Origin of the sequence: Paenalicyclobacillus ferrooxydans, from assembly GCF_001399675.1 — a bacterium.
In the GTDB taxonomy this organism is placed as follows: Bacteria; Bacillota; Bacilli; order Alicyclobacillales; family Alicyclobacillaceae; genus Alicyclobacillus_B; species Alicyclobacillus_B ferrooxydans.
Window position 1 is genome coordinate 1 of the sequence record NZ_LJCO01000052.1, and the last position, 25628, is coordinate 25628.

The 25628-nt window shown below is 53.5% G+C and carries 19 protein-coding genes; 4 read left to right on the top strand and 15 right to left on the bottom strand.

From position 1 onward, the window contains the following. Nucleotides 1–252: 252 nt before the first annotated feature. From AN477_RS12715 to AN477_RS12735, 5 genes are all read right to left on the bottom strand, one after another. Nucleotides 253–1992 (bottom strand): glycoside hydrolase family 13 protein, encoded by a 1740-nt coding sequence (locus AN477_RS12715; protein WP_054969543.1) that lies wholly within the window; start codon nt 1990–1992, stop codon nt 253–255. Nucleotides 1993–2126: 134 nt separating this feature from the next. Next, nucleotides 2127–3158 carry a LacI family DNA-binding transcriptional regulator gene (locus AN477_RS12720; RefSeq protein WP_054969544.1) on the bottom strand — a complete coding sequence of 344 codons (1032 nt, stop codon included), beginning with the start codon at nt 3156–3158 and terminating at the stop codon, nt 2127–2129. A 39-nt stretch (nt 3159–3197) separates the two neighbouring features. Next, nucleotides 3198–4091: a sugar ABC transporter permease gene (locus AN477_RS12725; RefSeq protein WP_054969545.1), complete on the bottom strand. Its 894-nt coding sequence runs from the start codon at nt 4089–4091 to the stop codon at nt 3198–3200. Nucleotides 4092–4094: 3 nt separating this feature from the next. Continuing rightward, on the bottom strand, nt 4095–5054 hold the full coding sequence (locus tag AN477_RS12730; RefSeq protein ID WP_083486251.1) for a carbohydrate ABC transporter permease: 960 nt from the start codon (nt 5052–5054) through the stop codon (nt 4095–4097). 79 nt (nt 5055–5133) lie between these two features. Next, nucleotides 5134–6405 carry a sugar ABC transporter substrate-binding protein gene (locus tag AN477_RS12735; RefSeq protein WP_054969546.1) on the bottom strand — a complete coding sequence of 424 codons (1272 nt, stop codon included), beginning with the start codon at nt 6403–6405 and terminating at the stop codon, nt 5134–5136. Between the two features lie 630 nt (nt 6406–7035). On the opposite strand from AN477_RS12735, the gene iadA reads away from it, so the two are divergent. After that, a complete protein-coding gene (iadA, locus tag AN477_RS12740) occupies nt 7036–8376 on the top strand; it encodes a beta-aspartyl-peptidase (RefSeq protein ID WP_054969547.1) in 1341 nt (446 codons plus the stop codon). Nucleotides 8377–8426: 50 nt separating this feature from the next. Here iadA and AN477_RS12745 read toward each other — a convergent pair whose 3' ends face one another. Then, a complete protein-coding gene (locus AN477_RS12745; RefSeq protein ID WP_054969548.1) occupies nt 8427–9392 on the bottom strand; it encodes a 2-hydroxyacid dehydrogenase in 966 nt (321 codons plus the stop codon). Between the two features lie 175 nt (nt 9393–9567). On the opposite strand from AN477_RS12745, the gene rnz reads away from it, so the two are divergent. Then, nucleotides 9568–10500 (top strand): ribonuclease Z, encoded by a 933-nt coding sequence (gene rnz / locus AN477_RS12750; RefSeq protein ID WP_054969549.1) that lies wholly within the window; start codon nt 9568–9570, stop codon nt 10498–10500. Between the two features lie 55 nt (nt 10501–10555). Here rnz and AN477_RS12755 read toward each other — a convergent pair whose 3' ends face one another. Both AN477_RS12755 and AN477_RS12760 read right to left on the bottom strand, forming a co-directional pair. Then, a complete protein-coding gene (locus AN477_RS12755) occupies nt 10556–12613 on the bottom strand; it encodes a prolyl oligopeptidase family serine peptidase (RefSeq protein WP_054969550.1) in 2058 nt (685 codons plus the stop codon). Between the two features lie 32 nt (nt 12614–12645). After that, the gene (locus tag AN477_RS12760; RefSeq protein WP_054969551.1) at nt 12646–13272 is read right to left on the bottom strand and encodes a TetR/AcrR family transcriptional regulator; all 627 of its coding nucleotides are present in this window, start codon (nt 13270–13272) and stop codon (nt 12646–12648) included. A 191-nt stretch (nt 13273–13463) separates the two neighbouring features. Between AN477_RS12760 and sigK the strand changes: the two genes are divergently transcribed. Then, entirely contained in the window at nt 13464–14192 is a 729-nt protein-coding gene (sigK, locus tag AN477_RS12765; RefSeq protein ID WP_054969552.1) for an RNA polymerase sporulation sigma factor SigK, read from the top strand. Between the two features lie 154 nt (nt 14193–14346). On the opposite strand, the gene AN477_RS12770 is transcribed toward sigK, so the two are convergent. From AN477_RS12770 to AN477_RS12785, 4 genes are all read right to left on the bottom strand, one after another. Continuing rightward, nucleotides 14347–15126: a sulfite exporter TauE/SafE family protein gene (locus AN477_RS12770; RefSeq protein WP_054969553.1), complete on the bottom strand. Its 780-nt coding sequence runs from the start codon at nt 15124–15126 to the stop codon at nt 14347–14349. A 74-nt stretch (nt 15127–15200) separates the two neighbouring features. Then, a complete protein-coding gene (locus AN477_RS12775) occupies nt 15201–15506 on the bottom strand; it encodes a rhodanese-like domain-containing protein (protein WP_054969554.1) in 306 nt (101 codons plus the stop codon). 216 nt (nt 15507–15722) lie between these two features. Then, a complete protein-coding gene (locus tag AN477_RS12780; RefSeq protein WP_054969555.1) occupies nt 15723–17231 on the bottom strand; it encodes a hypothetical protein in 1509 nt (502 codons plus the stop codon). Next, nucleotides 17185–17760 carry an RNA polymerase sigma factor gene (locus AN477_RS12785; protein WP_054969556.1) on the bottom strand — a complete coding sequence of 192 codons (576 nt, stop codon included), beginning with the start codon at nt 17758–17760 and terminating at the stop codon, nt 17185–17187. Before AN477_RS12785 ends, AN477_RS12780 begins: the two co-directional genes overlap by 47 nt. 199 nt (nt 17761–17959) lie before the next feature. On the opposite strand from AN477_RS12785, the gene AN477_RS12790 reads away from it, so the two are divergent. Continuing rightward, nucleotides 17960–20590, top strand: coding sequence for a YfhO family protein (locus AN477_RS12790; RefSeq protein ID WP_054969557.1), 2631 nt, complete (start codon nt 17960–17962; stop codon nt 20588–20590). Nucleotides 20591–20654: 64 nt separating this feature from the next. On the opposite strand, the gene AN477_RS12795 is transcribed toward AN477_RS12790, so the two are convergent. From AN477_RS12795 to AN477_RS12805, 3 genes are all read right to left on the bottom strand, one after another. Further along, nucleotides 20655–21923 carry a S1C family serine protease gene (locus AN477_RS12795; RefSeq protein WP_054969558.1) on the bottom strand — a complete coding sequence of 423 codons (1269 nt, stop codon included), beginning with the start codon at nt 21921–21923 and terminating at the stop codon, nt 20655–20657. A 76-nt stretch (nt 21924–21999) separates the two neighbouring features. Further along, complete coding sequence (locus AN477_RS12800) at nt 22000–23961, bottom strand: dynamin family protein (protein ID WP_054969559.1); 1962 nt, start codon at nt 23959–23961, stop codon at nt 22000–22002. A 32-nt stretch (nt 23962–23993) separates the two neighbouring features. After that, nucleotides 23994–25520, bottom strand: coding sequence for a dynamin family protein (locus AN477_RS12805; RefSeq protein WP_083486255.1), 1527 nt, complete (start codon nt 25518–25520; stop codon nt 23994–23996). Nucleotides 25521–25628: the final 108 nt, after the last annotated feature.

Sequence of the window (25628 nt, forward strand, 5' to 3'; positions counted from 1 at the left end):
ACCGAGGACTGGTTAGCTTAGTCGAACGATATGACGGAATTCGTTCCACAACGTGAACCGCCGTATACCGAACGGTACGTACGGTGGTGTGGGAAGACGGGGGTTAGTCACCCCCTCTTACCCGATTCCCCCCCCTATGATCGTCGTGTAAATGATACTCGTGTAAATGATACCCATGTCAACAAGGGAACCGACGCACTCGTGGATACCATCCTGGCCAAAACGCACTCCACGACCACGGTCTCTGTCAAACTAGCTTCGCCAGACGACGACCGTCCCAGGAGCCAGCTTGCCTTTAGCGACAGCGTCCTGCTTTGACGAGAACAGCACTTCCCCGACGTCGTCGAGACGCCATCCCGTACGACCGGTATTAAACGCCGCGTGGATAGTCGGTGCGCCTTCCAGCACGCGAACGTATTCAAGCCCCTGCTTGTCGGCACGCAGAACTCGCAGTTCACCTTCGCCGAGCGCAGGCTCGTTCTTTTTCAACGCAGCAAGCACTTTCATCGCTTCCCTCAAGTCGTGGTTCTGTGCTTCCTCATCCCAGACCATGCCGCGGCGGCAGTCAGGGTCTGCCCCACCTTCCATACCAATTTCGTCCCCGTAGTACACCATCGGAATACCCGGGTAGATAAATTGGAATGCCATCGCCTGCAAGACTCGAGCCACATCTCCTTCGGCGAGCGTCAGCACACGCTCCGTATCATGACTGCCGAGGAGGTTGAACATCGCTTTTGTGGCTTGCGTCGGGTACATGAACAAGCACTCCGTGATGCGCTCTGAAAACTCGCTCGCCGAGATTTGGCGCCGAATAAAGAAGGCGTGTACCGCTTCGCGGAAGACGTAGTTCATCACGCTGTCAAACTCGTCACCTCGAAGCCAGGGAAGGCTGTTGTGCCATACTTCCCCGACAATGAGTGCATCTGATTTGGCAGTTTTGACTGTATCCCGGAAGTGTTTCCAGAACACGTGGTCAATTTCGTTTGCTACGTCTAGACGCCAGCCATCAATATCGAATTCCTTAATCCAGTACTCAGCAACCTGAAGGAGATACGCCTCAACTTCCGGGTGCGCAACATGCAGTTTTGGCATATATTTCAGCTTCGTTGCGAATGACTCATAATTCACGTTCTCGGTATCAACCTCTTCGCCATCGATAAAGAACCAATTCCAATAAGCCGAGCCTTTGCCATTTTTCACGGCATCCTGAAAAGGGGCAAAGTAGAACCCGGAGTGGTTAAAAACGGCATCGAGGACAATCCGAATGCCTCGCTGATGAGCAGACTGAACCAGGTTTCGAAGGTCTTCCTTCGTACCAAACTGCGGGTCTATCTCCATATAGTCCTGTGTATCGTATTTGTGGTTTGATCCCGCTTTGAAGATCGGCGTCAAGTAAATGAGGGTTACCCCTTGATCTGCCAGGTAGTCAAGGCGGCTCGTAATGCCCGGCAGGTCACCGCCAAACATGGCAAACGGGGTCGGCTTGCTGTCCCATGGCACGCTGTCTTCCGGTGTCAATTCAGGGTTGCCGTTTGCAAATCGCTCAGGAAAAATCTGATAACACACAGCGTGCTCTGCCCATGCCGGCGTTTCAAAGATATCTCTTTGACAGAGATAAGCCAGCTGAAAAACACCAGCTGTTCGAGCATCTTCTGAGACACCTGTCTCTCCGTACCACAGAGACTTCGCCTCCTGCGTGTCTCCATTACCCTCTGCTGAAGACCGGCGTGCCTTCAACAGCACCTGAAAAGCGTACTTCAGGCGGTGCGTTGGAATAGTCACGTCTGCAGAGAAATATTCCAGATTCGCGGCACTGCCAGCGCGATCCATCGTAAGGTGCTCGGTTGGCATGTCTACGTATCTATCTCCAAAGTGGACGACAACGGCCTCTGCTGTGCCCCGTTCGACGGCAACCACGACTCTGGCAACGGTATCTGACAACGCATAGGCATAAGGTTCATACGGCTGATGGAACATCCAAACTTGCTTCATATGTGTCTTCCTCCCAATGGTTGAACTCGAAAGCGTTTCTATTCCGTCTCTTCGTGTGAGACAAAACAGGGTGCGGCCATGTATCCGCACCCTGCGTATCCATACTTCTTGGATGCTCCTTGTGCCGAAGCATTCTAAACAGACAAGACGTTCGTCGGAAACTTCTTCGCTCCGCACGAGTTCCGGACTACCAATTCGGTCGGTACGAGACGTTCTGTTGGCAAAGATGCGGGTTTTTGAATCCGCTCCACCAACAGCTCACAAGCGGCAACGCCTAAGTCATGCATATTGACCCGTACACTCGTCAGCGCAGGATTGGCCAGTTCAGCCAACCGGATATCATTGAACCCGACGATGGCCATGTCATCCGGCAACTGATAACCCAGTTCTCCGGCTGCACGCATCGCACCAAACGCCAACACATCATCAGAGGCGAGCACCGCTGTCGGACGCGCCGAGGCGGCAAGCAGTCGCATCATACCGAGATATCCGCCGTGTTCAACCAGGTAGCTGAAGACCTCGAGTCGTTCATCAGGTTCCATTCCATGGTCAAGCAGGGCTTGTCTGTATCCCTTCAGTCGGTCGGCCGTTACGACGTAAGCAGTATCCCCCCCGAGAAACCCAATCTTTCGGTGCCCGATGCGGATAAGGTGATTCGTTGCCTCGTAGGCCGCTTTCACATTGTCGTTATTGACGCATGAGATAGGCTGATCCGCTGGGGGACGACCCAGCAAGACCGCCGGGAACCGCTGATCGATGACGGTCTGAATCGCAGGGTCCTTGGTACGGCTTCGAAGCAGCAGAATCCCGTCAACGCGCCGTCCGCGAATCATGCGATCCAAAACCTTCATCTCATCACTCGCTGAAGTGGACAGCACGATGTCATATCCCTGACTGCGTGCGACTTCGGCCACCCCGCTCATCATCTCGCTAAAGAACGGGTTTTGGAAAAACTCCGTTCCTGGCGGAATCAAAACACCGATGGCCCCGGCCACATTGGTTACCAGACTGCGTGCGAAGGCGTTCGGATGGTAGTCTAACTGATTCAGCACCTGGCGCACGCGTTCTTTTGTCTCTTGCGAAATACGTGGTGAGTCCGCCAGTACGCGTGATACCGTCGACGGAGACACACCAGCCTGCGCCGCCACGTCCTTGATAGTCGCCATGTTCCCCCTCCTCAACAGCCTTCGTATTGCAGAACCACATCAGCCTTTCACAGAACCCGCTACCAACCCGGAGGCAATGTACCTCTGCAGCAGTCCAAAGATGACCGTCAGCGGAATTGCGGACAACAGAGCCGCTGCGGCGAACTCGCCCCAGTTTTTTGCAAACTGTCCGCTGATCATACCGTACATACCAACACCAAGTGTATAGTTTTGCGGGGATTGCAAAATCGTTCCAGCGAGAATGTACTCGCTGAAGGCACCCATCAACGTGAACAGGAAGATGACCACAAGCATCGGAACGGCGAGCGGCAAGAGAATCTGTACGAATCGTTGCCATGAGTTTGCACCGTCGATGATTGCGGCTTCGTCCAGGTCTTTCGGGATAGAGTCAAAGTACCCTTTCAGAAGCCAGACGTTATACGCACTTCCGCCGAGCATAACCAAGATGTACGCCCACAGGTTGTCAATCATGTTCAGCTTTGCAAGTGCAGCGTAGATGGCTGCAATCGCCAGGAAATTCGGGAACATCTGCAGGATGAGCAAGCTCATCAACCCGTACTTGCGGCCCCAGAACCGCAGTCGAGAGAATGCGAAAGCCGCGGTCGCTGTCAAGAGAACTTGGCCGATACCGACCGTGAGTCCGACAATCAGACTGTTTCGAACCCATGTCATAAACCCGCTTGACTGAAACAGCGTAGCGTAGTTTGACAGCGACGGGTGCGCCGGGAAGAAGGACACCGAGAAGTAAGAGTTGGACGGGTTGAATGACGCCTCAATGACGAACCAAATCGGGATCAAGGTTAACACGATAATGATCCAGATGGCGAGGCGGGAAATCCATAAGACTGCCCGTTCTCCTGGAGCCATCACCTTTTTGGTCTCGACGTTTAAGAGCTCCTGTAACTTTGCATCCGCAACAGATTGGCTGCTCATGACTTAGTCCACCTCCTCGAATGCCTTCGTGTACTTCATTTGCAGGAAGCTGAGGACAGCTACAATCACGAACAGAATAATTGAGATGGCCGAGGCCAAGTCATAGCGGTTGAACTGCAAGGTCATTTTGTATGCAGCAGACGCAAGGATGTCCGTATGACCCACAAACTGGTTCGTAGAGCGTGCCGGTCCGCCGCCCGTCAACAGGTACACAGCGTTAAAGTTATTGAAGTTAAAAGCAAATGACGGGATCAAGAGCGGAAGTGTAATCTTCCAGATGGCCGGCACTGTCACGTACCGAAACTGCTTCCACCAGCTCGCACCGTCTATGGCGCTCGCCTCGTACAACTCGCCTGGAACTGCTTGAAGTGCGCCAAGTGACACGGTCATCATGTACGGGAAGCCGGCCCACAAGCTGACAATAAAGATGGCAACCTTCGACCACACAGGACTCGTTAACCACGGCACCCTCGGCAAACCAATTGTATGGAGCAAACCGTTAATCTGACCGTAAGAGTCGTTGAGCAACCCTTGCCAGGCCAGCATGGTGATGAGTGCAGGGATAGCCCAGGGGACGATGAGGATGGCGCGGTACACCGCTGCTTCCTTCATATGCTTGTTGTTCAGGAGGATGGCCAGGAACAGTCCCACAAAGTAGTTCAAAAGCGTCGTAATCACCGCAAATTCGACGGTCCACAACAACGTCGGAAAAAACACCGTTGACATCGGGTTGGATGGATTCAATAACTCAGCAAAGTTCTTGAACCCGACAAAGTTATAGTTCTGAAAGTGCATTTGATTAAAGTTCGTAAACCCGATGTAAATCGTGTACAAAATCGGCAACAGACTCAAAATGGAAATTGTAATGAGCGCAGGAGACAGATATCCGTACGCAACCCACTGGACTTTCCGTTTCTTGCGTGGTTGCGGAACTCCTGGTGCGACTGTCGACGCCACGGTCATGCACCTCCAATGCGGTAAAAATAAAGGGGCTGGTGCCACCTTTAAGCCCAGCCCCATCGAATCTCACATCCAAAGCGGATTAGGATCCTTGGACCTGAATGCCCTTCTGGATGTTCTTCACAAAGTCTGCAGCACCCTGTGCAGGTGTGGTTTTGCCGTTAATGATGTTGCCAATGACGCTCATTGCACCCCAGACGGCTTGCATTTGCGGGATGTTCGGCATTGGAACAGCGACCTTGGATTGGTCAGCGAACGCTTTGAAGTTCGGTGCGTTCTGAATCGTCGAGGACTGTTGTAAGCTCGTCAAAGCCGGAACAGCCTGCGAGTCGTTAAAGTAGTCCAACTGTGCTTTCGAGCCGGTCAAAGCTTGAAGCAAGCTGAAGTCGGCCGGAAGGGTCTTGCTCTTTGCACTTGCAAAACCTGTCTTCACACCGAGGAAAGGCGTAGCTGCTTGACCGTTCGGCAGTGTTGGCCATGGGGTGATACCAAAATCGATACCGGCTTTCTGGATGTCTGGAATGTCCCAGGTACCGCTGACGTACATGCCGAGCTTGCCAGCCACAAACTTGGCCTTCGCAATTGCACCGTTCGTGCTCGGAGTCATCCAGTGGTATTTGGAATCCATCTGGTACATGAGTGTGTATGCTTGAATGGCGCCGCTGTTGCCAAGACCGATATCGTTCGGATTCAGCGTACCATTGTTGTTCTTGAATACGTAGCCGCCGTAACCGCCGATGATAGCGTAGTCATCGTACAAGTTCGCTTGATCGTACATAAACCCTGCCTTGTTGGCGTCAGCAACAAACTGAGTCCAGTTGGTCGGCGGAGTCGGAACCAATTTCTTGTTATAGAAGATAGCTGTCGTTTCTGCGTCCATCGGGTAGGAGTAAATTTTACCGCCTACGGTGACTGCATCCACGATAGACTGACTGTAATCGGATGGGTTGATGTCTTGACTCGGAACTGGAGCAATCAAGCCTTCTTGAACAAAGAGGCCATTGTTATCGTGTGGCATCCCAACGACTACATCTGGTCCTTTGCCGGTACGCGCTGCAGTTGCATAGAATTGGAAGCCGTTCGGGTTCGTGCTCTGGTCAACTACGTTGACGGTGTCCCCATGCTGTTGTGCCCACTGGTTCGCCAACTTCTTAATGTCTGCGAGCTGCGGACCCCCATCCCAAGACCATACAGTGATTGTCTGGCCCTTCGGAAGTGTCGTTTGGGAAGATGCACTGTTTGTAGAGCCGCCGTTTGACGTACCATTGCTGGAAGATGTACCGCAGCCTGCTACGAGTCCGCCGAGCATACCGACCGTCAAAACGCTTGACGCAGCCAATTGCCACTTCTTCATACATTTTGCCCCCTTAGGCTTTGAGTGTCGGGCTGTGCTGAATTCGTTTTCAGCAAGACCCACGTCGTTTACCAAAATCCTTGACCGAGTCTGTTTGGAATCTCTTAAGGCTCGTCAACTTTGTGCAAACGTTTGTATGGATGCATTATAAGCCCATGCCTGCAACAAGATCAATTACTTTTCATGAATCCGCTCTCAAAGTTGTCATAACCGTTTCCTTGCGCGTCCCTAATCTGTGTGGCGAGGCACTTTCGATGTTTATATTTTTGCTTTAATGGCAGTAATGTAAGCGTTACCTTGAGTTGGACCAAATGACGGTCATCCGCTGAAGATCGGCAGGCTTTGCTGATTTCGGAAGAGTTGCTGCAAAACGTCTACTATCTAGTAATTCGTTTGCACACTTTCTACGATTTTTGTGCAAGAACCGCATGAATTATGCAACAGACTGACAGGAATCAGATATGCAATTCAAGAGTTGGCACGTCCATAGCAATCTCGACATGAAACCAGATACCGCGTTCCTGAATCCTTTCGCCAATTCTTGGGAAGACTGACTAGAGCGAAAGACCCGTTCGGCGGCGCGGCTCCCCTGCTGACTGATGGGAGTTTTGTTATGGAGGGTTTACTTTCATGGATACTTATCTCACGCTGATTCGACAAGCCACAGTGTACGCACCAAAACCGCTGGGTAAAAAAGATGTATTGATTGCCGGACGGCAAATCATCGCAGTCGGTGACGACTTGTCGCTTCACGGTAACCTGCCCCCGATTGAGACGATTGATGCAAACGGCTTGCTGTTATTCCCCGGCCTCATCGACCAGCACGTCCATATGGCGGGCGGCGGCGGAGAGGGCGGGTTTCACTACCGAACTCCAGTTATCTCCCTTTCCCACATCACCACAGCAGGCGTGACATCCCTTGTCGGTGTGCTCGGCACAGACGGCGTGACCAGGACGACGCGCGAACTGCTCGCAACGGCAAATGCACTCGACTTCGAGGGTGTAACAACCTACATTTACTCCGGTGCTTATCAAGTCCCCACGCGCACCTTGACCGGTATGCCCCGCAGTGACATCGTGCTGATTGACAAGGTGATTGGCATTGGTGAAATCGCCATCTCAGACAGTCGTTCGAGCCATCCGAGTGAACAGGACATCGCGGAACTCGCCAGCGAGGCGCGCGTCGGCGGACTGCTTGGCGGTAAAGCAGGCGTCCTGCACCTGCACGTCGGTGACGACGATACCAAACTGCAGATCTTGTTCGATGTGTTAAAGAAGACCGAACTTCCCCGCTCGGTATTCGTCCCGACGCATCTCAACCGAAACCCGGACCTGCTCGTGGACGCCGTTCGCTGGGGTCTCGATGGCGGGTTTGTCGATGTCACGTCGGGAATCCGTCCGGACGATCACGATCATGTCTCGGTCAAACCGTCCAAGGCGATTCGCAAGCTCTTGGATGACGGCGTGCACAAGTCCCTGATTACGATGAGTTCGGATAGCAATGGGAGTTCCCCCATCTTCGATGACAACGGGACACTGATTGCGATGGGCATCGGATCGATTGCAACGCTATGGGAGGAAACCCGGGACTTGATTGTCGAAGAGGAAGTGCCGGTTGACGTCGCGGTATCTATCCCGACCAAAAACGTCGCACGGGTTTTAAAACTCGGACACAAAGGGACGATTCAGGCAGGCGCGGATGCGGACTTCTTCCTGACGGATAGTGAGTACCGCATCCAGCATGTGTTCGCCAAAGGTCAGTGGATGGTGGAGGACGGGAAACCGATTGTATTCGGAACGTTTGAAAACGCGGGCGGTGTGCCTGGAGCTCCGGACAGCAAAGACCACAGCGGAGACAAGAACGCCAAACGGGGTCGCCCCATGATCTCGCCAAGCGAGGACGACCCAGACGATTTTCCAGACCGCGACGAGCGTCAGAAGAAGAGCCGCCGCAAAGACTACTGCTGTTAGGATTTAGCGTGCCCGCGAACCCAGATCAGCGGTCCACGTTGTTTCGCATCTCAGACAATCCTGTGTATTGGCGGACGGCCCGTGATGACCGCGACACAGTTCTCGATGGCCAGCTCAGCCATCCGCCTGCGCGTTGCAACGCTCGCCGATCCGATATGCGGCAACAGGACTGCGTTGTCCAGGGAAAGCAATGGATGATCCATACGGATTGGCTCTTGTTGATACACATCTAGTCCGGCAGCATGAATGGTATGATTTGACAATGCCTCAACCAGCGCAGACTCGTCGACAACCGTTCCGCGGGCCGCGTTGATAAAGATGGCACTCGGCTTCATCAAGGCAAACTCCCGTACACCGAAAAGGGCAGCCGTGTCAGCGGAGCCTGGGACTAACACCACTACAAAATCTGCTGCCCGCAGCAGTTCGTCGAAAGGCAGCCATGTGCTGTGCATGGTTGCCTCTTGGTCTCTGTTTGGGCGGCGGTTGTGGTACAGCACACGCATCCCAAAGCCCAGCGCACGTTTCGCCACAGCTTGGCCGATTCGACCCATGCCGACGATGCCGAGCGTTTTGCCGAATACATCGGTCCCTGCGAAGAGCATGGGACTCCATGTTTTCCACTGTCCCGTTCGCAAGTACTGCTCGGCCTGTGGAATGCGTCTCGCTGTGGCCAACAACAGTCCAAAAACCAGGTCCGCCGTCGTTTCCGTTAAGACGTCTGGCGTGTTCGTGACCATCACGTTGTGTCGTATCGCTGCCTCTCTGTCAATGTTGTCATACCCTACCGCCATGTTCGCCACGACCTGCAGCGAAGGTCCCGCAGCAGCGAACACTTCTTCGTCGATCCGGTCCGTCAACATCGACACAATCCCTGCAACCCCATTCACCTGCTGAAGCAGAGCAGTCCGGTCTACCGGCATATCTTCATGTGGAAACACGGTTATATCCGCAATGTTCGAAAGCGGCTCGAGCAGGTCATCTGGCAGACGACGCGTGACATATACCTTTGGTCTCATGGCTTCGCCCCCGCTGTGGAAGAATGATAGACTACACTCAGTACACACAGTTCCACGGTGCCAGATTACAGTTCTGGTATCAAGGTTCTCGTTTCAAGCTTCTGGTTTCAAGCTTCTCGTTTGAACAGGAAGCGCCATGATGTAGCACAGGTGACAAAGGAGCAGTGAAGGCGACATGGAGTTGCATTTCCTCGGGACTGGGGCCGGTTTGCCCTCAAAAATCAGAAACGTGACCAGCCTCGTGCTCGATTTACTACCTGAACGGGGAACGTACTGGATGTTTGACTGCGGCGAGGGCACCCAGCACCAGGTTCTGCACAGTCGTGTCAAGCTCAGCAAACTGGACAAGATGTTCGTGACGCATCTGCATGGCGATCACATTTTTGGCATTCCCGGCGTCTTGTCGAGCCGGTCTTTCCACGGAGGAACGCAGGCACTGACCATTTACGGGCCACCCGGTGTCAAAGACTACGTGATGGCGTCACTCAACCTGTCGCAAACCCATCTGACGTACCCAATTGAGATTCAGGAGATTTCAGAAGCGGGCGGAGTCATCTTTCAAGATGACGAGGTGACGGTGAGTGCGCAGTGGCTTTTGCATGGTATCCCTTCCCTCGGTTACCGGATTGTCGAGGCGGACAGACCTGGAGAGTTTTACCCGCAGAAAGCGATGGAACTTGGCCTGCCGCCTGGTCCATTGTACGCCGCACTTCAGGCGGGGCAGACAGTGGAGTCAGCAACGGGTCGCCAGATTACCCCTGAAGACGTGCTTGGACCCCCGCGTCCTGGAAGAACAGTGACCATTCTTGGCGATACCCGCCCCTGTGATGCTATCTTCGATCTCGCTCGAGATGCTGACGTGCTCGTTCACGAAGCGACCTTCAGCAGCGCCCAGAGTACCTTGGCACATGCGTATCACCACTCCACCACGGTAGAAGCTGCGAAAGCCGCGAAGCGCAGCAATGTTGGTCAACTGATTTTGACACACGTCAGCGCACGCTACAGGCCGGAAGATGTTGACGGGTTAACGGCAGAGGCTATGCAAATCTTCCCGGATGTACATGTGGCGAGTGACTTTTTGACGGTCCCAATCAAGCCTAAAGCCTAAAGAGAAAAACGTCGCGCAGAATATGCTGCGCGACGTTTCATGTGTACATCAGGTCTCACTCTGAGACCTTACCCGAACCAATTGTATCAGCCAGGAAAGCGTAAATATCGGTTTGCTCGTCAATCAACTTGGAGATTGGTTTGCCTGCGCCGTGCCCGGCCTCTGTCTCCACTCGCAGCAAGATCGGATTCACCCCTGGGGATGCCGCTTGCAGCGTCGCCGTAAACTTGTACGGATGGGACGGCACAACGCGATCGTCAGAATCGGCTGTCGTAATCAAGATGGGCGGATAAACGCGACCCTGAACCACATTGTGCAAAGGTGAGTATTCGTACATGAACTCAAACTGTTCCTTATTCTCTTCCGCGTTTCCATATTCGCCAACCCAGTAGCGGCCGACGGTAAACCGGTGGTACCGGAGCATGTCGATGACAGGGACCTGGCACACCACCGCACCATACAAGTCTGGCCGTTGCAACATACATGCGGCGACAAGCAAACCGCCATTGCTTCCCCCGATGATAGCCGTTCGTTCTGGCCGCGTGTAGCCCTCGCGAATCAGGTACTCTGCAGCACTCTGGAAGTCATCAAAAACATTCTGCTTATTCTCAAGCATGCCGGCACGGTGCCACGCTTCCCCGTATTCACTGCCGCCGCGAAGGTTGGCAAGGGCATAAACGCCGCCTTGCTCCACAAACTGGAGTGCGGCCGGGGAAAAGGCAGGGGTTCGGCTGATATTAAATCCGCCATAACCCGTAATGAGCACCGGGTTATCACTGTTCAAAGCGAGATCGCGACGATGGGTCAGGAACATCGGCACTTTGGTTCCATCTTTGGACTCGTAAAAGACCTGTTTGGTGACATAGGGACTAACGTCGAAAGCAGCGCTGGCATCCCAGACCGAAGACACCGCTCCTGTTGCGATATTCAGATGAAAGACGCTAACGGGATACAGGAACGAAGTCAGCCCGAAGTATGCATCCTCGTCTCTTTGCGAGCAAAACAGACCGGTAATGCTTCCAACGGTCGGCAACTCGACCTCATAATCGTCCCCGGAAGACAGCTGACGCACCTTCATCACATGGTGAGCATCCTGAAGATACAAGAGAAGCAGCGCGTCTTTCGCGAAATCTGCATACGTGAGCGGCAAGTCTTGCTCTGCAACTACCTCCGTCCAGTGTTCCGGCTCGGGAGAACGTAAGTCAAACGAAACTATCCGCCCTTTCGGTGCATCGAGATCGGTCTGAATGTAGACTCGGCTGCCTTCGTTACCGAGGAGTGAATACTTTGCGTCCCCTTTATCGAGTACGCGCTGCCACTCTCCGCTTCCCTCGAGTTCTCGAACGTACAGGCGCGTTTCCCTGTCCGTACCTTTGGTCACGTGCAAGAACAGATACTTGCCGTCATGGCTGACGTGCGGATAGAAGCCGAGTTCTGGTGCGTCTGGTCGAGCGTAGACGAGTTCGTCAGCACTCTGATCCGTCCCGAGGACATGGAAGTAAACAGCAGCATTTTGTGACTGATCGGCAACGCCGGATTCGTCTCGCTCTGGAAACCTCGTATAGAAAAATCCGGACCCGTCAGGATGCCATGCAGGCGTTGTAAACTTGCACCACTGAATGAAGTCGGTTTCATTCTCTCCGCTTTCAACATCCACCACGCGAATAATCTGCCAGTCACTGCCGCCCTTAGCTGTTGCGTATGCGACTTTCGTTCCGTCCCTGCGCACACTATACTGCGTCAAGGCAACGGTTCCATTGTCACTCATCTGATTCGGGTCAACGAGCAATCGCGGCGTATCCCCTGCCTGGTCTGCATCAACCACGTACAGGGCAGGCTGGTTCTTTTGACCATCGTTTTGCAAAAAGAACAGACGTCCAGCCGCCTTCACAGGCGTGAAGTACTGCGGAAGTCTCCAGAGAGTCTCTAGTCTCTTTCGAATACTGTGACGTACGGTCAGCGCATCCAGGACCTCTCGCGTCTGGACATTCTGATTCCTTACAAACTCCTTCGTCTCGTCGGACATTGGGTCTTCGAGCCAACGAAACGGATCGGCAACCAGAACACCGTGAAAATTCTCTACTGGCACCGCTCTGCTTGTCTTGTCGGTCAAACCACGTCACCCTTTCCTCCTGGTCTTTTGCTTCAGTGAGTTCCGATCCCGTGCCATAACACGCTGACTAATTCCTCTGCGGCCTGTCCGGGGGACTCAAATAACTTCGTTCCATCCTTCTCTTTTGCCTTCCCGACCATCAGTAACGCGAGATACGTATGCGCCGCCACATCAGCCCGCACGCGCAGAATTTCTCCGCGCTCTTCGGCTGCCTTGAATTCATCCGAAATCGTTTGCACGATCCGATGCTCCGCTTCCTTCATTGCCTCGAGTTGGCTCGCCGTAAGCACAACTTCCGCTTCACCCATCAAGGAATCGAAGTCATGCACAGCGTGTGGAACGGAAAGGCGCAACTCTGCCACGCGTGTCAACTTCTCCCGAAGCGTGGTGTGCTCGGCGAGCACCTCGACCGTATGCTGTCGTATTCGGTTCATCAAGTCGATGAATGCTTGAGTAAACAAAGATGCTTTGTTGTCATAATGGTAGTAGACCGTTGCTTTGGTAACGCCGCACAACTCGGCTACCTGTTCAACGGATACTCCCTCATAACCGTGTTCCATGAATAAACGGGTCGCCGTCCTCATGATGGTCTCTGCTACGGGCGCTTCGTTCGCGTCCAGTCTCGGTCTTCCTGGTGGTCGACGACGGGCCTTTTCCATATGTAGATCTCCTCTCACCTCATTGCAAAATCCTTTTTCTAGTGTACCACACGAGAGCTTTACAACTATCGACTGTATGCATTTGGTAAAACCCATCAGCGCATCGAAACTTTGGCACCTGCCGACACACCACCGTCGTGACAGACATAGCATAGAAGCATCCTGTCATCAACAAGTCGGAGGTGCAGGCTTTGATATCCCTGGCAGTTGCCGTCACATCACTGGTTAAAGACATCGTCTTGGTTACCGGCTATGTCAATCAATCCTTCCCACAACCCCTCACCAAAGAGGAAGAGAAGATATACTTTGAACGCTGGCATAGTGGCGACCGAGAGGCGTATCAAGTACTGATTAAACACAACCTGCGCCTGGTCGCGCACGTCGCCAAGAAGTTCGACTCCTCCGGAATTGACCACGATGACCTCATCTCGATTGGTACCGTGGGTCTGATTAAAGCTGTGGAAACATTCCAGCCGACCAAGGGAACCAAATTTGCAACCTATGCAGCCCGTTGCATACAGAACGAGATCCTGATGCAACTGCGTGCACAGAAAAAAACACGCAAGGACGTTTCACTCAATAGTCCGATTGGGACGGACAAAGAAGGAAACGAGATCACCATCGGTGACGTCCTTGGATCGGATGCAGACGAGACGGAAGAAGAAGTTACAAAACGCATGGAAATTCGGAGTATGCTGAAATTAATGGACGTGCTTGACGCTCGTGAGCGTCGCGTCATTGAACTTAGATTTGGCCTCGCCGATGGTGAAGAGTGGACGCAAAACGAGGTTGCCGATCAACTCGGGATTTCCCGGTCGTATGTGTCCCGCCTGGAGAAGCGGGCACTGCTGAAGATGTTTCACCAGTCTTACGCGGGACGCCGCAGGCGAAAGCCGTATGTTCACAATCCGAATGCATGAGATTCCCTCAAGAATCAAAACACCGGCCCTCAATATGAGGACCGGTGTTATTTATGATCACGGGGAAGGGTTAAAAAGGCTTGCTCACCATCCATAGGTTTTCCGATACCAGGTCATCGAGCGACGAATCACCGATGAAGGCTTAGCAGGCAGGTTAGCCTGCAATACCGACCCAGATCTTAACCGTTGTTACGACAATCAGCATCGCCAGCGTATACCGGAGTGCCTTGGCGTGGATCTGACGACCGAGCCAGACGCCAAACGGCGCCACAACAATGCTCGCGAGTACGACAATTAAAGCACAAAGAAACGGAATGTGACCGGCCATGACTTTGCCGACACTCGCTCCAATCGACGAGATGAACGTAATCGCGAGTGAAGAAGCGATGGTTACCCGCGTTGGAATTTTGAGTACCTGAAGCATGATTGGGACGAGGATAAATGCCCCGCCTGCCCCGACTACGCCGGCGGCCATCCCGACAACAATCGCTGCAACGACTGCGATCACCTTGTTAAAGGTAATCTCTTCGATAAGCTGGTCGTCCAGGCCTCGTCTTGGGATAAACATCATGATGGCTGCGATGGTTGCCAGCAACGCGTAAATCACATTGATCCAATCACCCGGCAGGTATTTTGCCCCGTAGGCCCCAAGGAAACTGCCAATGAGAATGGAGATACCCATATATAACACAAGACCGTAGTGAATCGATTTACTTTTACGAAGTGCAATGACACCAGACAATGTCGCAAACAGCACTTGTAAAGCGACAATCCCTGCCACTTGGTGAGGTGTGTACTTGCCCACTCCAAACCAAACCGGCAAGTACAGGAGTAACGGGTAGTTGACGATTGCCCCGCCAATACCAAGCATCCCTGAGAGGAGGGCTCCCACAGCTCCAATCAGGCACAGCGTAACGATAAGGCCGATTGTCATGGATGGCCCCCCTTATGTCGAGGATGGATGGTTCGTATCCCAAAGCGGATACACGTACCTTCACAATTCAAAGCTTACTCGACGTCTCCGTCCCACATGGACATGCCGCCCATCAGGTTGTGAATCTTGTTGAAGCCTTGACCTTGAAGAAATTCACAAGCCATGGAACTGCGGCCGCCGCTGTGGCAGACAATGACACTGTCTTGGTTCTTATCGATTTCTTGGAAACGTTGTGGGAGCTCATTGAGCGGAATCAGTTTTGCTCCTGGGATATGTCCAGACATATATTCCCCTGGTTGACGAACATCAATAATCTGCAGGGGTTTATTTGCTCGAATCCATTCTTTTACATCTACCGACATCCACTGTGGTACTCGCATGATTTAGCCTCCTCTTGTTGACCGTGAGCCGTGACGTCACCAGTCGCTGAACAATACCCGCAAGGATACTGCCATGGGTATTTTATATACCACCAGGGGTATATATGTCAATAGATTATTGGTGATGCACATGCTCACTCATTTGAGTGCGAGGTGCAGATTCATGTCCTTACCGGCGCACGTAAGCTGCAGATTCTTGACCAGAGGCCAATTAGATTAATATCCTTGCCCGGTGGCCCACGCCAGGTATGACATGGCGTTCGTCGTGGTTGGCAGACGTTCAGGCGCGATTGTGCTTGGTGCACTCAGGTTGTTCCATCCCATCGATTTTCGCCAAGACAAGGAGTCGAGTTTCACTGTCACGTCCGTTGGACTTGTGCTCGATATGGGCACATACATGCCAACAGCTGGCGCATAGCCCTGTTTCCACACCACGACTGCCGTTATCTGGGGCGACAGGTTGGAAATGTTCCAAGGCCCAATAAAACGCCAGTCGGCAATGCCTGAGGTCGCAATCACGGGCGCCACTCCGTTGGCGTTTGTATGTCCACTGCCACTGATGTGGCTCCCTGCTACAACAGCGACCTGTGCCCCCTCAACGGGTCGGCCATTTTGATTGAGTACAGTGACTGCAACGTGACCAGGGCCCTGAGCCGTGTTGCTTGTGCCCACCATTGATGTCACCTTTTGAACCTGCCCCGCAGCAGTGTCGACCGACTGCACAGTGACGGCCTGTTTGACCCAGTTGACAAATGCCGCAACAGTTGACGTCTGATAGCCCTGCCCGTTTCGTGAGAAGCCGTACCCGGCGAGTATGGGTGGCGGGTCCCCAGCGGCTGGCTGCAGAGTCAACGACTGCGAAAATTGACTGCTCCCGCCAGCGAATACGCGAACGTCATAAGACACAACAGGTCGATAACCTTGTTTCCACACGACGACGGTCATGGTCCCCTGCTCGGCGATGGCAGCCGTGGAAAACAGTGGGTACAAGACTGGATCGACAGGAACCGACAACTGTAACGGACGAACTTGCCCATTCTCACCAGTCAGCCCGGTGGCTAACAATTGTCCCCCCGCCATCACCGATACATGTGCATTGGCAATTGGTTGTCCGGAAGGTGTCTTCACTTGAAACAGAGCCAGTCCGTTCAGTCGATCCGGTACCGTTGTCGTTGCAAGCGCGGCCTGACCCGGACTCTCTATATTCGCCGGCGCTTGTGCGGGGCTTGCCAGGTTTTCAAGAACACCGTTTGTGCGATGATGAGACACCCCTCCGCCAGGGCCCTTGCGCGTTTGATGTCCGGTAACGTCGCCCGTCATACCCATCGCAACACTGTTATGAGCAGGCGTCGGGGAAGGCAACGACAACTTTCCGTGCAGGGTAAACCACCCGATGCCCAGCGCCAAAACCACAGTGGCTGCGGAGCTGACACCGTATCGAATGCGACGCTGAAAGAGGTGCTTCGAACGCAGTGTTCGCGAAGCCGCAGGGCTCTCTGCATCTTTGTGCAAGGCATCCAGCAGTTGAGCATGAAAATCAGGGGGCATGGCAGGGACTTCTGCATCCATCGCATGAATCATCGATTGCTGCAGTCGACGGGTATCATCTAGCAGCCGTCGGCAGTCCATACACTCCTCAAGATGCCTGTCGTACTTCAGCTTTTGATGCCATTCCATCTCATCTTCTATGTATGCCCATGCCTGTTGTGATTGCAGGTGTTTCACCTTGACCCCTCCTTTCCATCAGCTCCTGCATTTTTTGCCTGGCTCGCGAGATCCGGGTTCGAACCGCACCAGGCCGCATTCCGACCACCTCGGCAATCTCCTCATAAGAAAACTCGTTCAAATGCCTCAAGATCATTAACTCTCTATCGACTTCACCCAATTGATCGAGCAAGTGCCGGACCTCAAGGGCGGTTTCTTTGTCAAGGAAAACGTCTTCTGGCCCACCGTCTGTGCCTGGCCATTGTTCCACAGTCAAATCTCCGAGCGTCGTCTCCGGTCGGACCCTTTTTCGCCGCAGCACGTCATAACAGTGGTTTCTAGCAATTCTCGCCAGATAAGCACGGAAACTGCCGCCTCGAAACGAAGCCAGTGACTGGTAGGCTTTGATGAAGACCTCCTGTGTAATGTCATCGACATCATTCGGATTATGTGTAATGTGATAGACTAGATTGCGGACAGCGATCTCGTGCTCCCGAAGGCAGCCATGTTCGCAAAACCGCTCATTGCAGGCACCGGCCGTACAACGCATGCCGAACGCTCCTTTGGCCTGTGAGTCATTGGGCTGGAGACTGGCACCGCGTTCTACCGTCGGAGTGTCCACCAGCTCAGCCAGGATGGTGCGATGGCTGAGTCATTATTCCAGACGCAATCGCACCAAAAATGTTACACATTATCAATCTATCGATCATTAAAGGCTGTGATTGTTTGCCTTTTTTTAGGGGACTTGCATGAAAGCATACCACAACGTGTTTGAGCAGACCACCGATGAGGAAATTTATCCCACACACAAAAATTCCGTATTGGAGCGACTGCGTCACCATCTGCCGGCGCTGTTTGGACTAGTCGTTCTTGTTTGTTTGGCTTATCCATTGTGGTTTTCAAGCGGGGCCATGACATTCGACGATTTAACGCGGCTGAATGTTCCGCAACGAATGTTTGTCGGGAACATGCTGCGCCATGGACAGCTGCCGTTGTGGAACCCGTACAACTTTGGCGGGCAACCATTTTTAGGGGCTGGTCAATCCGGGCCTTTGTACCTTCCAAATCTCGTGTTCGCACTCCTTCCTATCGAAACGGCACTCAAGGTGTCTTACGCATTCCACACTCTTTTGGCTGCTGTCTCCGTGTACCTTATCGGCTACCACCTGACTAAACGCCGTGTGGCTGCCGTGAGCAGCGGTGTTGTGTTTGCAACGAGTGGATTTATGATTGGGCACCAAATACACACCCAGATGTTCGATGCAATGAGCCTTGTCCCTCTTGCCCTCTACTTCCTCATTCGACTGCTTACACGCCCAAGCTGGCAAACTACGGTGGCCCTGGGTGTTGTCGTTGCATTTGAGATCTATGCAGGCCATCCGCAGGTTTCTTTTTATCTGCTTCTGACGATTCTCATCTGCGCATTAACGATCATTTTCTTGACTCCGTTTCTCGGATTTTTCCAGCGGATCTCAATGCTCCTCGGCGCGGGTGCACTCTCGCTGCTGTTGTCTGCACCGCAGTGGCTGCCAACACTTGAGCTCATCCCTTATTCGGACCGTTCTCAGGTCTCGAAGGTATTCCTGCTCAAAGGCTCCATGCCGCTGAACGGACTATTGCAGTTCCTTTCACCGTTTACTACCGGAGGCGGCTATACAGGTACACCGCTCACGGGACAGGGTTTTGCAGCTGCCTATGGCAGCGCGCTGTTTTGGGAGTACACATGTTATGTCGGTTTAGCCGCGCTGTTGCTCGCTCTGACGGCGGTCGTCAGCGGATTTTTACGACATCCTCTGGTACCGGCACTTTTACTCGTGGGGACCGTTGGCATATTGTTGTCACTCGGGGCAAACGGGCTGCTTCAGGATGTCCTCTTGTACTTCCCAGGGTTTGATCTGTTTCGGATCCCGGCCCGTTACACGGTGCTGACACAATTGTCGATTGCCATTCTCACCGCTGTCGGAATGGCCGTTGTGATGGAAGCGATTCAGTACCGAAAAAAGGCCCCTCTCATTACCTTATCTGTCTTCTCCCTGCTTGCCATCGGCACGTTGGTGGTCGAACATGCACATGGCTCTCTGCGATCCGCTCCTGAACTCGCCTGGGTCGTGCCCATTTGCATTGCCGCGATAACCATGATCTTGCCTTGGCTGTTGTGGATTGGCCGCCCAGCTCGAAGCGCTGTTACGGGGCTCATTCTCAGTCTTATCGTGTGCAGTGACGTGGTGGTTCAAGCAGCAGGCTGGTCTGGCTTCGTCAATGACGGGACACTCAGCTACAACGCCCCAAATCAAACGGCGAATTACATCAAAACCCAACTGACAACGAGGTATCCTCTGCAAAAAGTCTTTGCCCTGCCAGATACGTCACTCGCGTTTGATGAGTCACTGGCCTTTTCCATTCCAACCTTAAACGGATACGACTCCCTCGAATCCGTGTGGTACGCAGACTATGTCAATTTAACGTGGAGTGCTGGTGATGTCGTCAGCGAGCCGCGGTCCATGATGGATGCCCTCGGCATACGCTTCCTCGTTAGCACCAATCATGCGATTCCCTACTGGGCAACGGAACCAAAGGGTGTTTCAAGCGTGGAACAAGGTGCTAACGTCCCAAAGGCTGCCAACGCACTCGAGATTCGCGTGGGGGCCACGAACGATGCATCGGTCCCCGATTATGCACCGCTGCTCAGCGTCACCTTGCTTTCCGGGGACCAACACCTGACAGAGCTGTTAACCGGGCTGCCGCATCAATCTTTTATGATCCCTTTGCCATCTGACTGGCCTCGCCAAGGTCAAACCCAGGTCATCGTCAAAAATGAGACATGGAATACTCAAGTTCAGGTCCTGGAAACGACCTGGATGACGTCAGGTAAAAGTCCATCTTCTACCCTGATTTCCGATGTTTGGCTTAGCCCGGAGCCATGGAAACCCGTTGCTTCAAACGGACTCGAGACCGTTTGGGAGAACCAGGCGCCCGCCGCAGGCGCATACGTCACGATGAATCCGGACGACCCGCTGACCGACATCATCGGGACCGTCAAGTCCATCTCCTTCAACGCCAACCGCCAGGTCTGGCAGGTCAACGCGTCTCACAGTGGCGGTGAGCTTGTCCTTGGCCAGACATTTGACCCGGGCTGGACAGCGACAGTGAACGGACAACCTGTGCGCCCAGAACAAGTCGGGGGTATGTACGGATATCTTTTGACTGGGATCCCACTGTCTGCCGGCAAGCAAACGGTTGTCCTCACCTATCATCCACTCGGCTTTCGCGCCGGGGTCGTCCTGTTCTTGACAGGTCTCGTGATGATCGGCGCGATGGTTGCGTACGTCATCGTGAAGTCATTCAGGGCCAGAAACAAACGGCAGTCCCGTCGCCTCTGACGGAACTGCCGTTCTGCTCCTGCCCCATTGATGATCGTGTTTCGTAAATCTGACCGGTGTCCTGTTACGGCGCGTTGTTCGTCGAGCCTGGCAGCGTCTTCGGCCATGGAGCCAACGTCACATTCACGGTCATCTGCTGGCCATTTCGCAGAATGGTCAGCTTGACCACGCTTCCAATCGGATCCTGTGAGATATCCGCTGTCAGCGAAGCAACGTCACTCACAGGCGATCCATCGACCGCGATAATGATATCCCCATCGTACTTCGGATTCGTGCTTGTCCCGCTGTCCCCTCGGATGCCTGCCTTAGCAGCCGGGCTGCCGGGCACCGTCGACATCACCAACACACCTTGCGACACAGGCAGTTTTGCCTGCTGTGCAAGTGCCGGCGACAAGTCCAGCGCTTCAATGCCGAGCCACGGATGGGTCACGGTCTGCCCTTGAAGCAATGTCGGCAGCAACCGAATCAATCGGTCAATCGGGATGGCAAATCCGATGCCGACTGAACCCTGCACTGGGCTTTCAATTGCTGTGTCAATCCCAACGACTTGCCCTCGATCATTCAGGAGAGGGCCGCCGGAGTTGCCCGGATTCAAGGACGCATCCGTCTGAACCAAGCCGCTCATCACCCGTCCACTCTGGGTTGGCATAGAGCGGTTGAGTCCGCTGACAATCCCCGCAGACACGCTGCCCGTCAGTTGAAATGGGTTGCCGATGGCAATCACCATGTCCCCAGGGACAAGCGTCTTTGCCGTGCCGAGCGGCAGAGGCTGCACTCCTGAAGGCGGTGTGATGTGCACGATCGCGAGATCATCCATCGTGTCAGCCCCAACCACTTGTCCCTTGTAGTCTTTTCCTGCGAGCGTGACAGTGACGGTTTTCTGGCCGTTCACAACGTGCGCGTTCGTAGCAATGTCGCCTTGGTTATTGATGAAGAACCCCGTGCCGATATCCTCTGACGGACCGCTGGTTTTGGAGTCGGTGACCGCTGTGATGGTCACAATGCTCGGAATCGACTGTTTATAAATCTGCGCAATAATACCGCTGTCAAGTGTAGGTGAAAGGTCTGTCGATGTTCCACCTGTCGACCCGCCAGACTGCGGAGGGAGCGACTGCGCTGGAGAACTTGGTGCTCCTTGCGCCTCTGACCCTGCGGTTCCGGGTAGATTGCCGCTGAACCCGACGGTTGCCGAGTTCGAGTGTGCAATCACGGCGCCGGTGCCAATGCCTAGACCATATACCAAGACGGCAACGCCAGCCCAGACAATCAGTCGATTGCCCTTTGGCCCTCGCGGCTGATCCCAGCCTCCGTCCCCTCTCCACCGGTTCGCCATAGATATCCCTCCCTGGTCACGTGAGAATCGTATTTTCTACAAGTTTGACCGTCCACAATGGAGTACAAACCAGCTCTCAGGAATGAGCAAGCTGCTGTCCAACCCACTGATATGTCTCTTCATATTGTATCAGACTCTCTGCCGTACCGAGAGATTCATCTGTCAATTCAAGCAGTTGCGATGCGGTCGTGTCGAAAAGGTTTGCAACGAGTACGCGGTAGTCGGACAAAAAAGTGCTCTGAAGCTCTGCCGCAAACTTTTTGGTGACGTCTTCGACAGCCTCCATCACGACGGGAGACGCCGCCTCAATCATTTCCTTTTGTCCGCCTTCCTCAAAGAATTGGCGCGGATTGGAAAAAAATTTGAAGAACGGCCTGACAATTTCGCCCTCAAGATTGGCTCGATCCGGCAGTCCAACGTGATCGTCCCAAGGCATCTCTCTGACCTCGAGTGCCCCCGGCACGAGTCCATCAATCGTATCCTGCAACTCCGTTCGCTGCCGCTCGAGCGTGCTTGACACCTGGGCCTGCATGCGCAGGGAGAGCGTTCGAATCTCCGCTTCAATCTGGCGGTTTACGGCCTCCATTAAATCTGCAGCTGCCTGTTGGAGAGATTGTCTTGCATTACCTCGGGCCTTGAACAGACTGGGATGAAAGGATTCACGAAACAGGGCGGAAAGGTTCATGCGGATCCGCTGCCCGATGTGAAAGACGAGCTCGGTCCACTCCGAGACGAGTACCTGTTCTTGCTCCGCAGACCCGTTCTGTGCCGCAGCAGCAAGTCTGCGAAGTTCATCCGCCAGCTTCTGCTGCTGGTGTTCACGTTCGCGCCGCATTGAGTCGTCTTGCGCCTGCAGCTCGCGCAGATGTGAAACGCGACCGGCGAGTGCCTGGTGAAGACTTCGAAACTGTGCGTCTACAGTGCCAAGCGCCAGTTCGTATGCCTTGTCATTCAAGTAGGCGGACAGCTCTTGCTGCAGCTTCAGGATCCCTGATTCTCTAAGGATATCCGCCGCGTCTGGCAAGGGCTCATCCGCTTCCATCCGCAGCCGCTGACGAATCAGCGCTTCAAGCTCCGGAGACGGGTCGCCGTCGAGGAGACGCCTGGCTGCCATTGCTGTCTGACTCGACACAGTGTAGATTCGCGGGTCAGGTATGCCGATCCGTTTGGTTTCCTCTGTGACGCGATTTTGGACAGCAATCAGTTCTTCTTCACTGGCAGCAAGGTCAACTGCATTGATGACGACAAACAGCTTGTTCACGCCCGCAATGTTCTGCACTTGTGCAAGCTGGGACAAAAAGTTCTGATCCGCTCTCGCAAATGCATGCGTGTAATAGAGAACAAATACAACAGCGTCCGCGTGGCGCATGTAATCAAATGCGACATCTGTGTGACGACGGTGGATGGAGTCCACCCCTGGCGTATCGACGAGAACCATGCCTTCATCGAGGATATCCATCCCGACGTAGACATTGACTCTGTGCAGATAGCAGGCAATCGACTCATCCGCAGTCAAGGCTTCGAGCTCAGTCAATGGATACTCAAGGTCCTGTCCGAGTTTCGAAGACATCTGTTCGTAACCGGCTGCGGCAGCGCGCAGAAATGATACATGACGACGGGCACCCGCGGGAAAATCGGCTGACTTTAACTGTCCAGCCTTCTTTACAGCATCTCCAAGGTCTTTTGCCTGCACGTGCAGATAACGGAGTGCTCTGTAAACATCCTCCCACATCTCTGCTTCCGATTTGGTTCTTACTTTTGCATACGACTTATCCGCCTCAGTCGGTCGGATCTCGGTAATGGTCGCCGTAGTCGGGTGCGGAGACACAGTGAGGACATTCTGTCCAAGAAACGCATTAATGAGCGAGGACTTACCGGCAGAAAAAGCACCGAAAACGGCAACGACTCGCCTCGGATCCGATAAACGTTCCGCCAAGTCACGCAGCGGTTTGAGAGACGGCGGGTCTTTTAAGACCGACAGCCGTTTGACTGCTTCATTTACCTTTGTGCTGAGTTGTAAGACTTGTTGCTGCTCCACTCGGATTTCCCTCTCTTTAGCAGGCTCCTGAATCAAGCTTGTGCGCCCTGATTGAGTTGGCTCATATAGGTTTCAAGGAGTTCTTCCTCTTGTTGATGCAGATTCTGCCAATTGACCAGCGCATCGCGATGTGTTTTCACGTCAGAAATCTGTTGTAGACGCTCTTGTTCATCACTGTGAAACTTCGCGAGCATCTGCTCGAGCCAAGGTGCAATCAGTTCGTTCAGTTTTACACGAACCAAGGTCTTCACCCGCGACACAACATCCTTCACGTACTGGTACGGGTATTGTGCTGATTCCAAAGCACCCTGATGAACCGCTGTATAGAAGAGTTCAGTCGGAATCTCCATATCCAATGCATCCAGGTCAGTGACAAAACTCTCGTCGGCGAAATCACTCCCGTAGACGAACGACCGAATTTCCCGCTGCAAGGGCCAGACGAGACTCTGACGCAAGTGGTCCTGAAGTTGTTTATGAAAGCCCTGAAGACGCCGTTGCTGCTCTTCTTCCGTCTTCTTCTTGGCGTTCATCCACCCGACTTTAAACCCTTTGCGCAGGCTCTCGACGAAATGGCGCCCGAGTTCAGTGGTGTCATACGGGGCGATTTGACCGAGATCGATAGACCGGTGAAAACCTTGTGCAGCAGCCTCGTATGCATCGCGAATGGCGTGCTCGCGCTGGTTTGCCTCCGCTTCAAGCGCGTCAATCTTGGCATTTAAATCATCCAGCCATTCCACAGCTTCCTGACGGTCTAAGGGAACCTCTCCAAACTCGTCCTGAAGCTGTTGTTCCGCCTGCCAAATCTCATCTGCATATCGTTCAGCCACCGCATCTCTGACAATGGCGTTTGTATTGTTCAGGATACCTTGTGCAATGACGTTGTGCGCATCTCTCGACAGGTCTGTCAAATAGCCCCGGAATGCATCCAGTTGGCTGAGCGGCGTCTCCCGGACAGCGGTGTAGAAAAGTTTGTCATAAGAGATGCCGTAATCCTCGAGCGCAGTCTCAACACGCCGCGAAAACGAGTTAAAACTGAGTTCAAACTCAAGATGTTTATCGATCTGATGAACCACCACAATCAATCGTACCCCGCGCTGGCAGAGGACACGTGCAAACTCCAGGTTTTCCTCGGACTCCACGTGTTGATAATCGACGACCAGGCAGACCACATCTGCAAGGTGCAGTGCCGCTTCGGTGGCCTCTTGGTGTGCCTCGTCCGTCGAGTCGATGCCAGGGGTATCCATCAGAAGAATGCGTCCGGTACCAGTATCCCATAACACTTCCTGAATCGCGGCGGTGGTCGGTATGGCACCGGTTGCCGCAACTCTGTCTCCAACGAGAGCATTAATCAGACTTGACTTACCAGCTGAGAAGAGACCGCACAAGGCAATTCGAACGGTGTCTTGGCTGCTCTCCAGGCGCTCTCGCAAATCTTGTATTCTCCCTGCGGCTTCATGCTCTCCATCCGAATCAAGAGACACTGCCAATCTTGCCAGGCCGTCTGAATAGATAGAGTCTATTTTCACTGTTTCTTGTATCCCGCTCTCTCGTGATGTCATGGAGCCCGACCTTTCTCTGTCAAGTTCAAACGGACCAGTTCAAGTAGACCAGCCGCTTTGCCACAACGCCTCTACGTTAACACAAGCATGCCGACGCGTCACTTCAAA

Bases quoted from the DNA above. Each gene is read 5' to 3' on its own strand.
- AN477_RS12715 (WP_054969543.1), bottom strand. From the start codon at position 1,992: ATGAAGCAAGTTTGGATGTTCCATCAGCCGTATGAACCTTATGCCTAT.
- AN477_RS12720 (WP_054969544.1), bottom strand. From the start codon at position 3,158: ATGGCGACTATCAAGGACGTGGCGGCGCAGGCTGGTGTGTCTCCGTCG.
- AN477_RS12725 (WP_054969545.1), bottom strand. From the start codon at position 4,091: ATGAGCAGCCAATCTGTTGCGGATGCAAAGTTACAGGAGCTCTTAAAC.
- AN477_RS12730 (WP_083486251.1), bottom strand. From the start codon at position 5,054: ATGACCGTGGCGTCGACAGTCGCACCAGGAGTTCCGCAACCACGCAAG.
- AN477_RS12735 (WP_054969546.1), bottom strand. From the start codon at position 6,405: ATGAAGAAGTGGCAATTGGCTGCGTCAAGCGTTTTGACGGTCGGTATG.
- iadA (WP_054969547.1), top strand. From the start codon at position 7,036: ATGGATACTTATCTCACGCTGATTCGACAAGCCACAGTGTACGCACCA.
- AN477_RS12745 (WP_054969548.1), bottom strand. From the start codon at position 9,392: ATGAGACCAAAGGTATATGTCACGCGTCGTCTGCCAGATGACCTGCTC.
- rnz (WP_054969549.1), top strand. From the start codon at position 9,568: ATGGAGTTGCATTTCCTCGGGACTGGGGCCGGTTTGCCCTCAAAAATC.
- AN477_RS12760 (WP_054969551.1), bottom strand. From the start codon at position 13,272: ATGGAAAAGGCCCGTCGTCGACCACCAGGAAGACCGAGACTGGACGCG.
- AN477_RS12770 (WP_054969553.1), bottom strand. From the start codon at position 15,126: ATGACAATCGGCCTTATCGTTACGCTGTGCCTGATTGGAGCTGTGGGA.
- AN477_RS12775 (WP_054969554.1), bottom strand. From the start codon at position 15,506: ATGCGAGTACCACAGTGGATGTCGGTAGATGTAAAAGAATGGATTCGA.
- AN477_RS12785 (WP_054969556.1), bottom strand. From the start codon at position 17,760: ATGCGTTGTACGGCCGGTGCCTGCAATGAGCGGTTTTGCGAACATGGC.
- AN477_RS12790 (WP_054969557.1), top strand. From the start codon at position 17,960: ATGAAAGCATACCACAACGTGTTTGAGCAGACCACCGATGAGGAAATT.
- AN477_RS12795 (WP_054969558.1), bottom strand. From the start codon at position 21,923: ATGGCGAACCGGTGGAGAGGGGACGGAGGCTGGGATCAGCCGCGAGGG.
- AN477_RS12805 (WP_083486255.1), bottom strand. From the start codon at position 25,520: ATGACATCACGAGAGAGCGGGATACAAGAAACAGTGAAAATAGACTCT.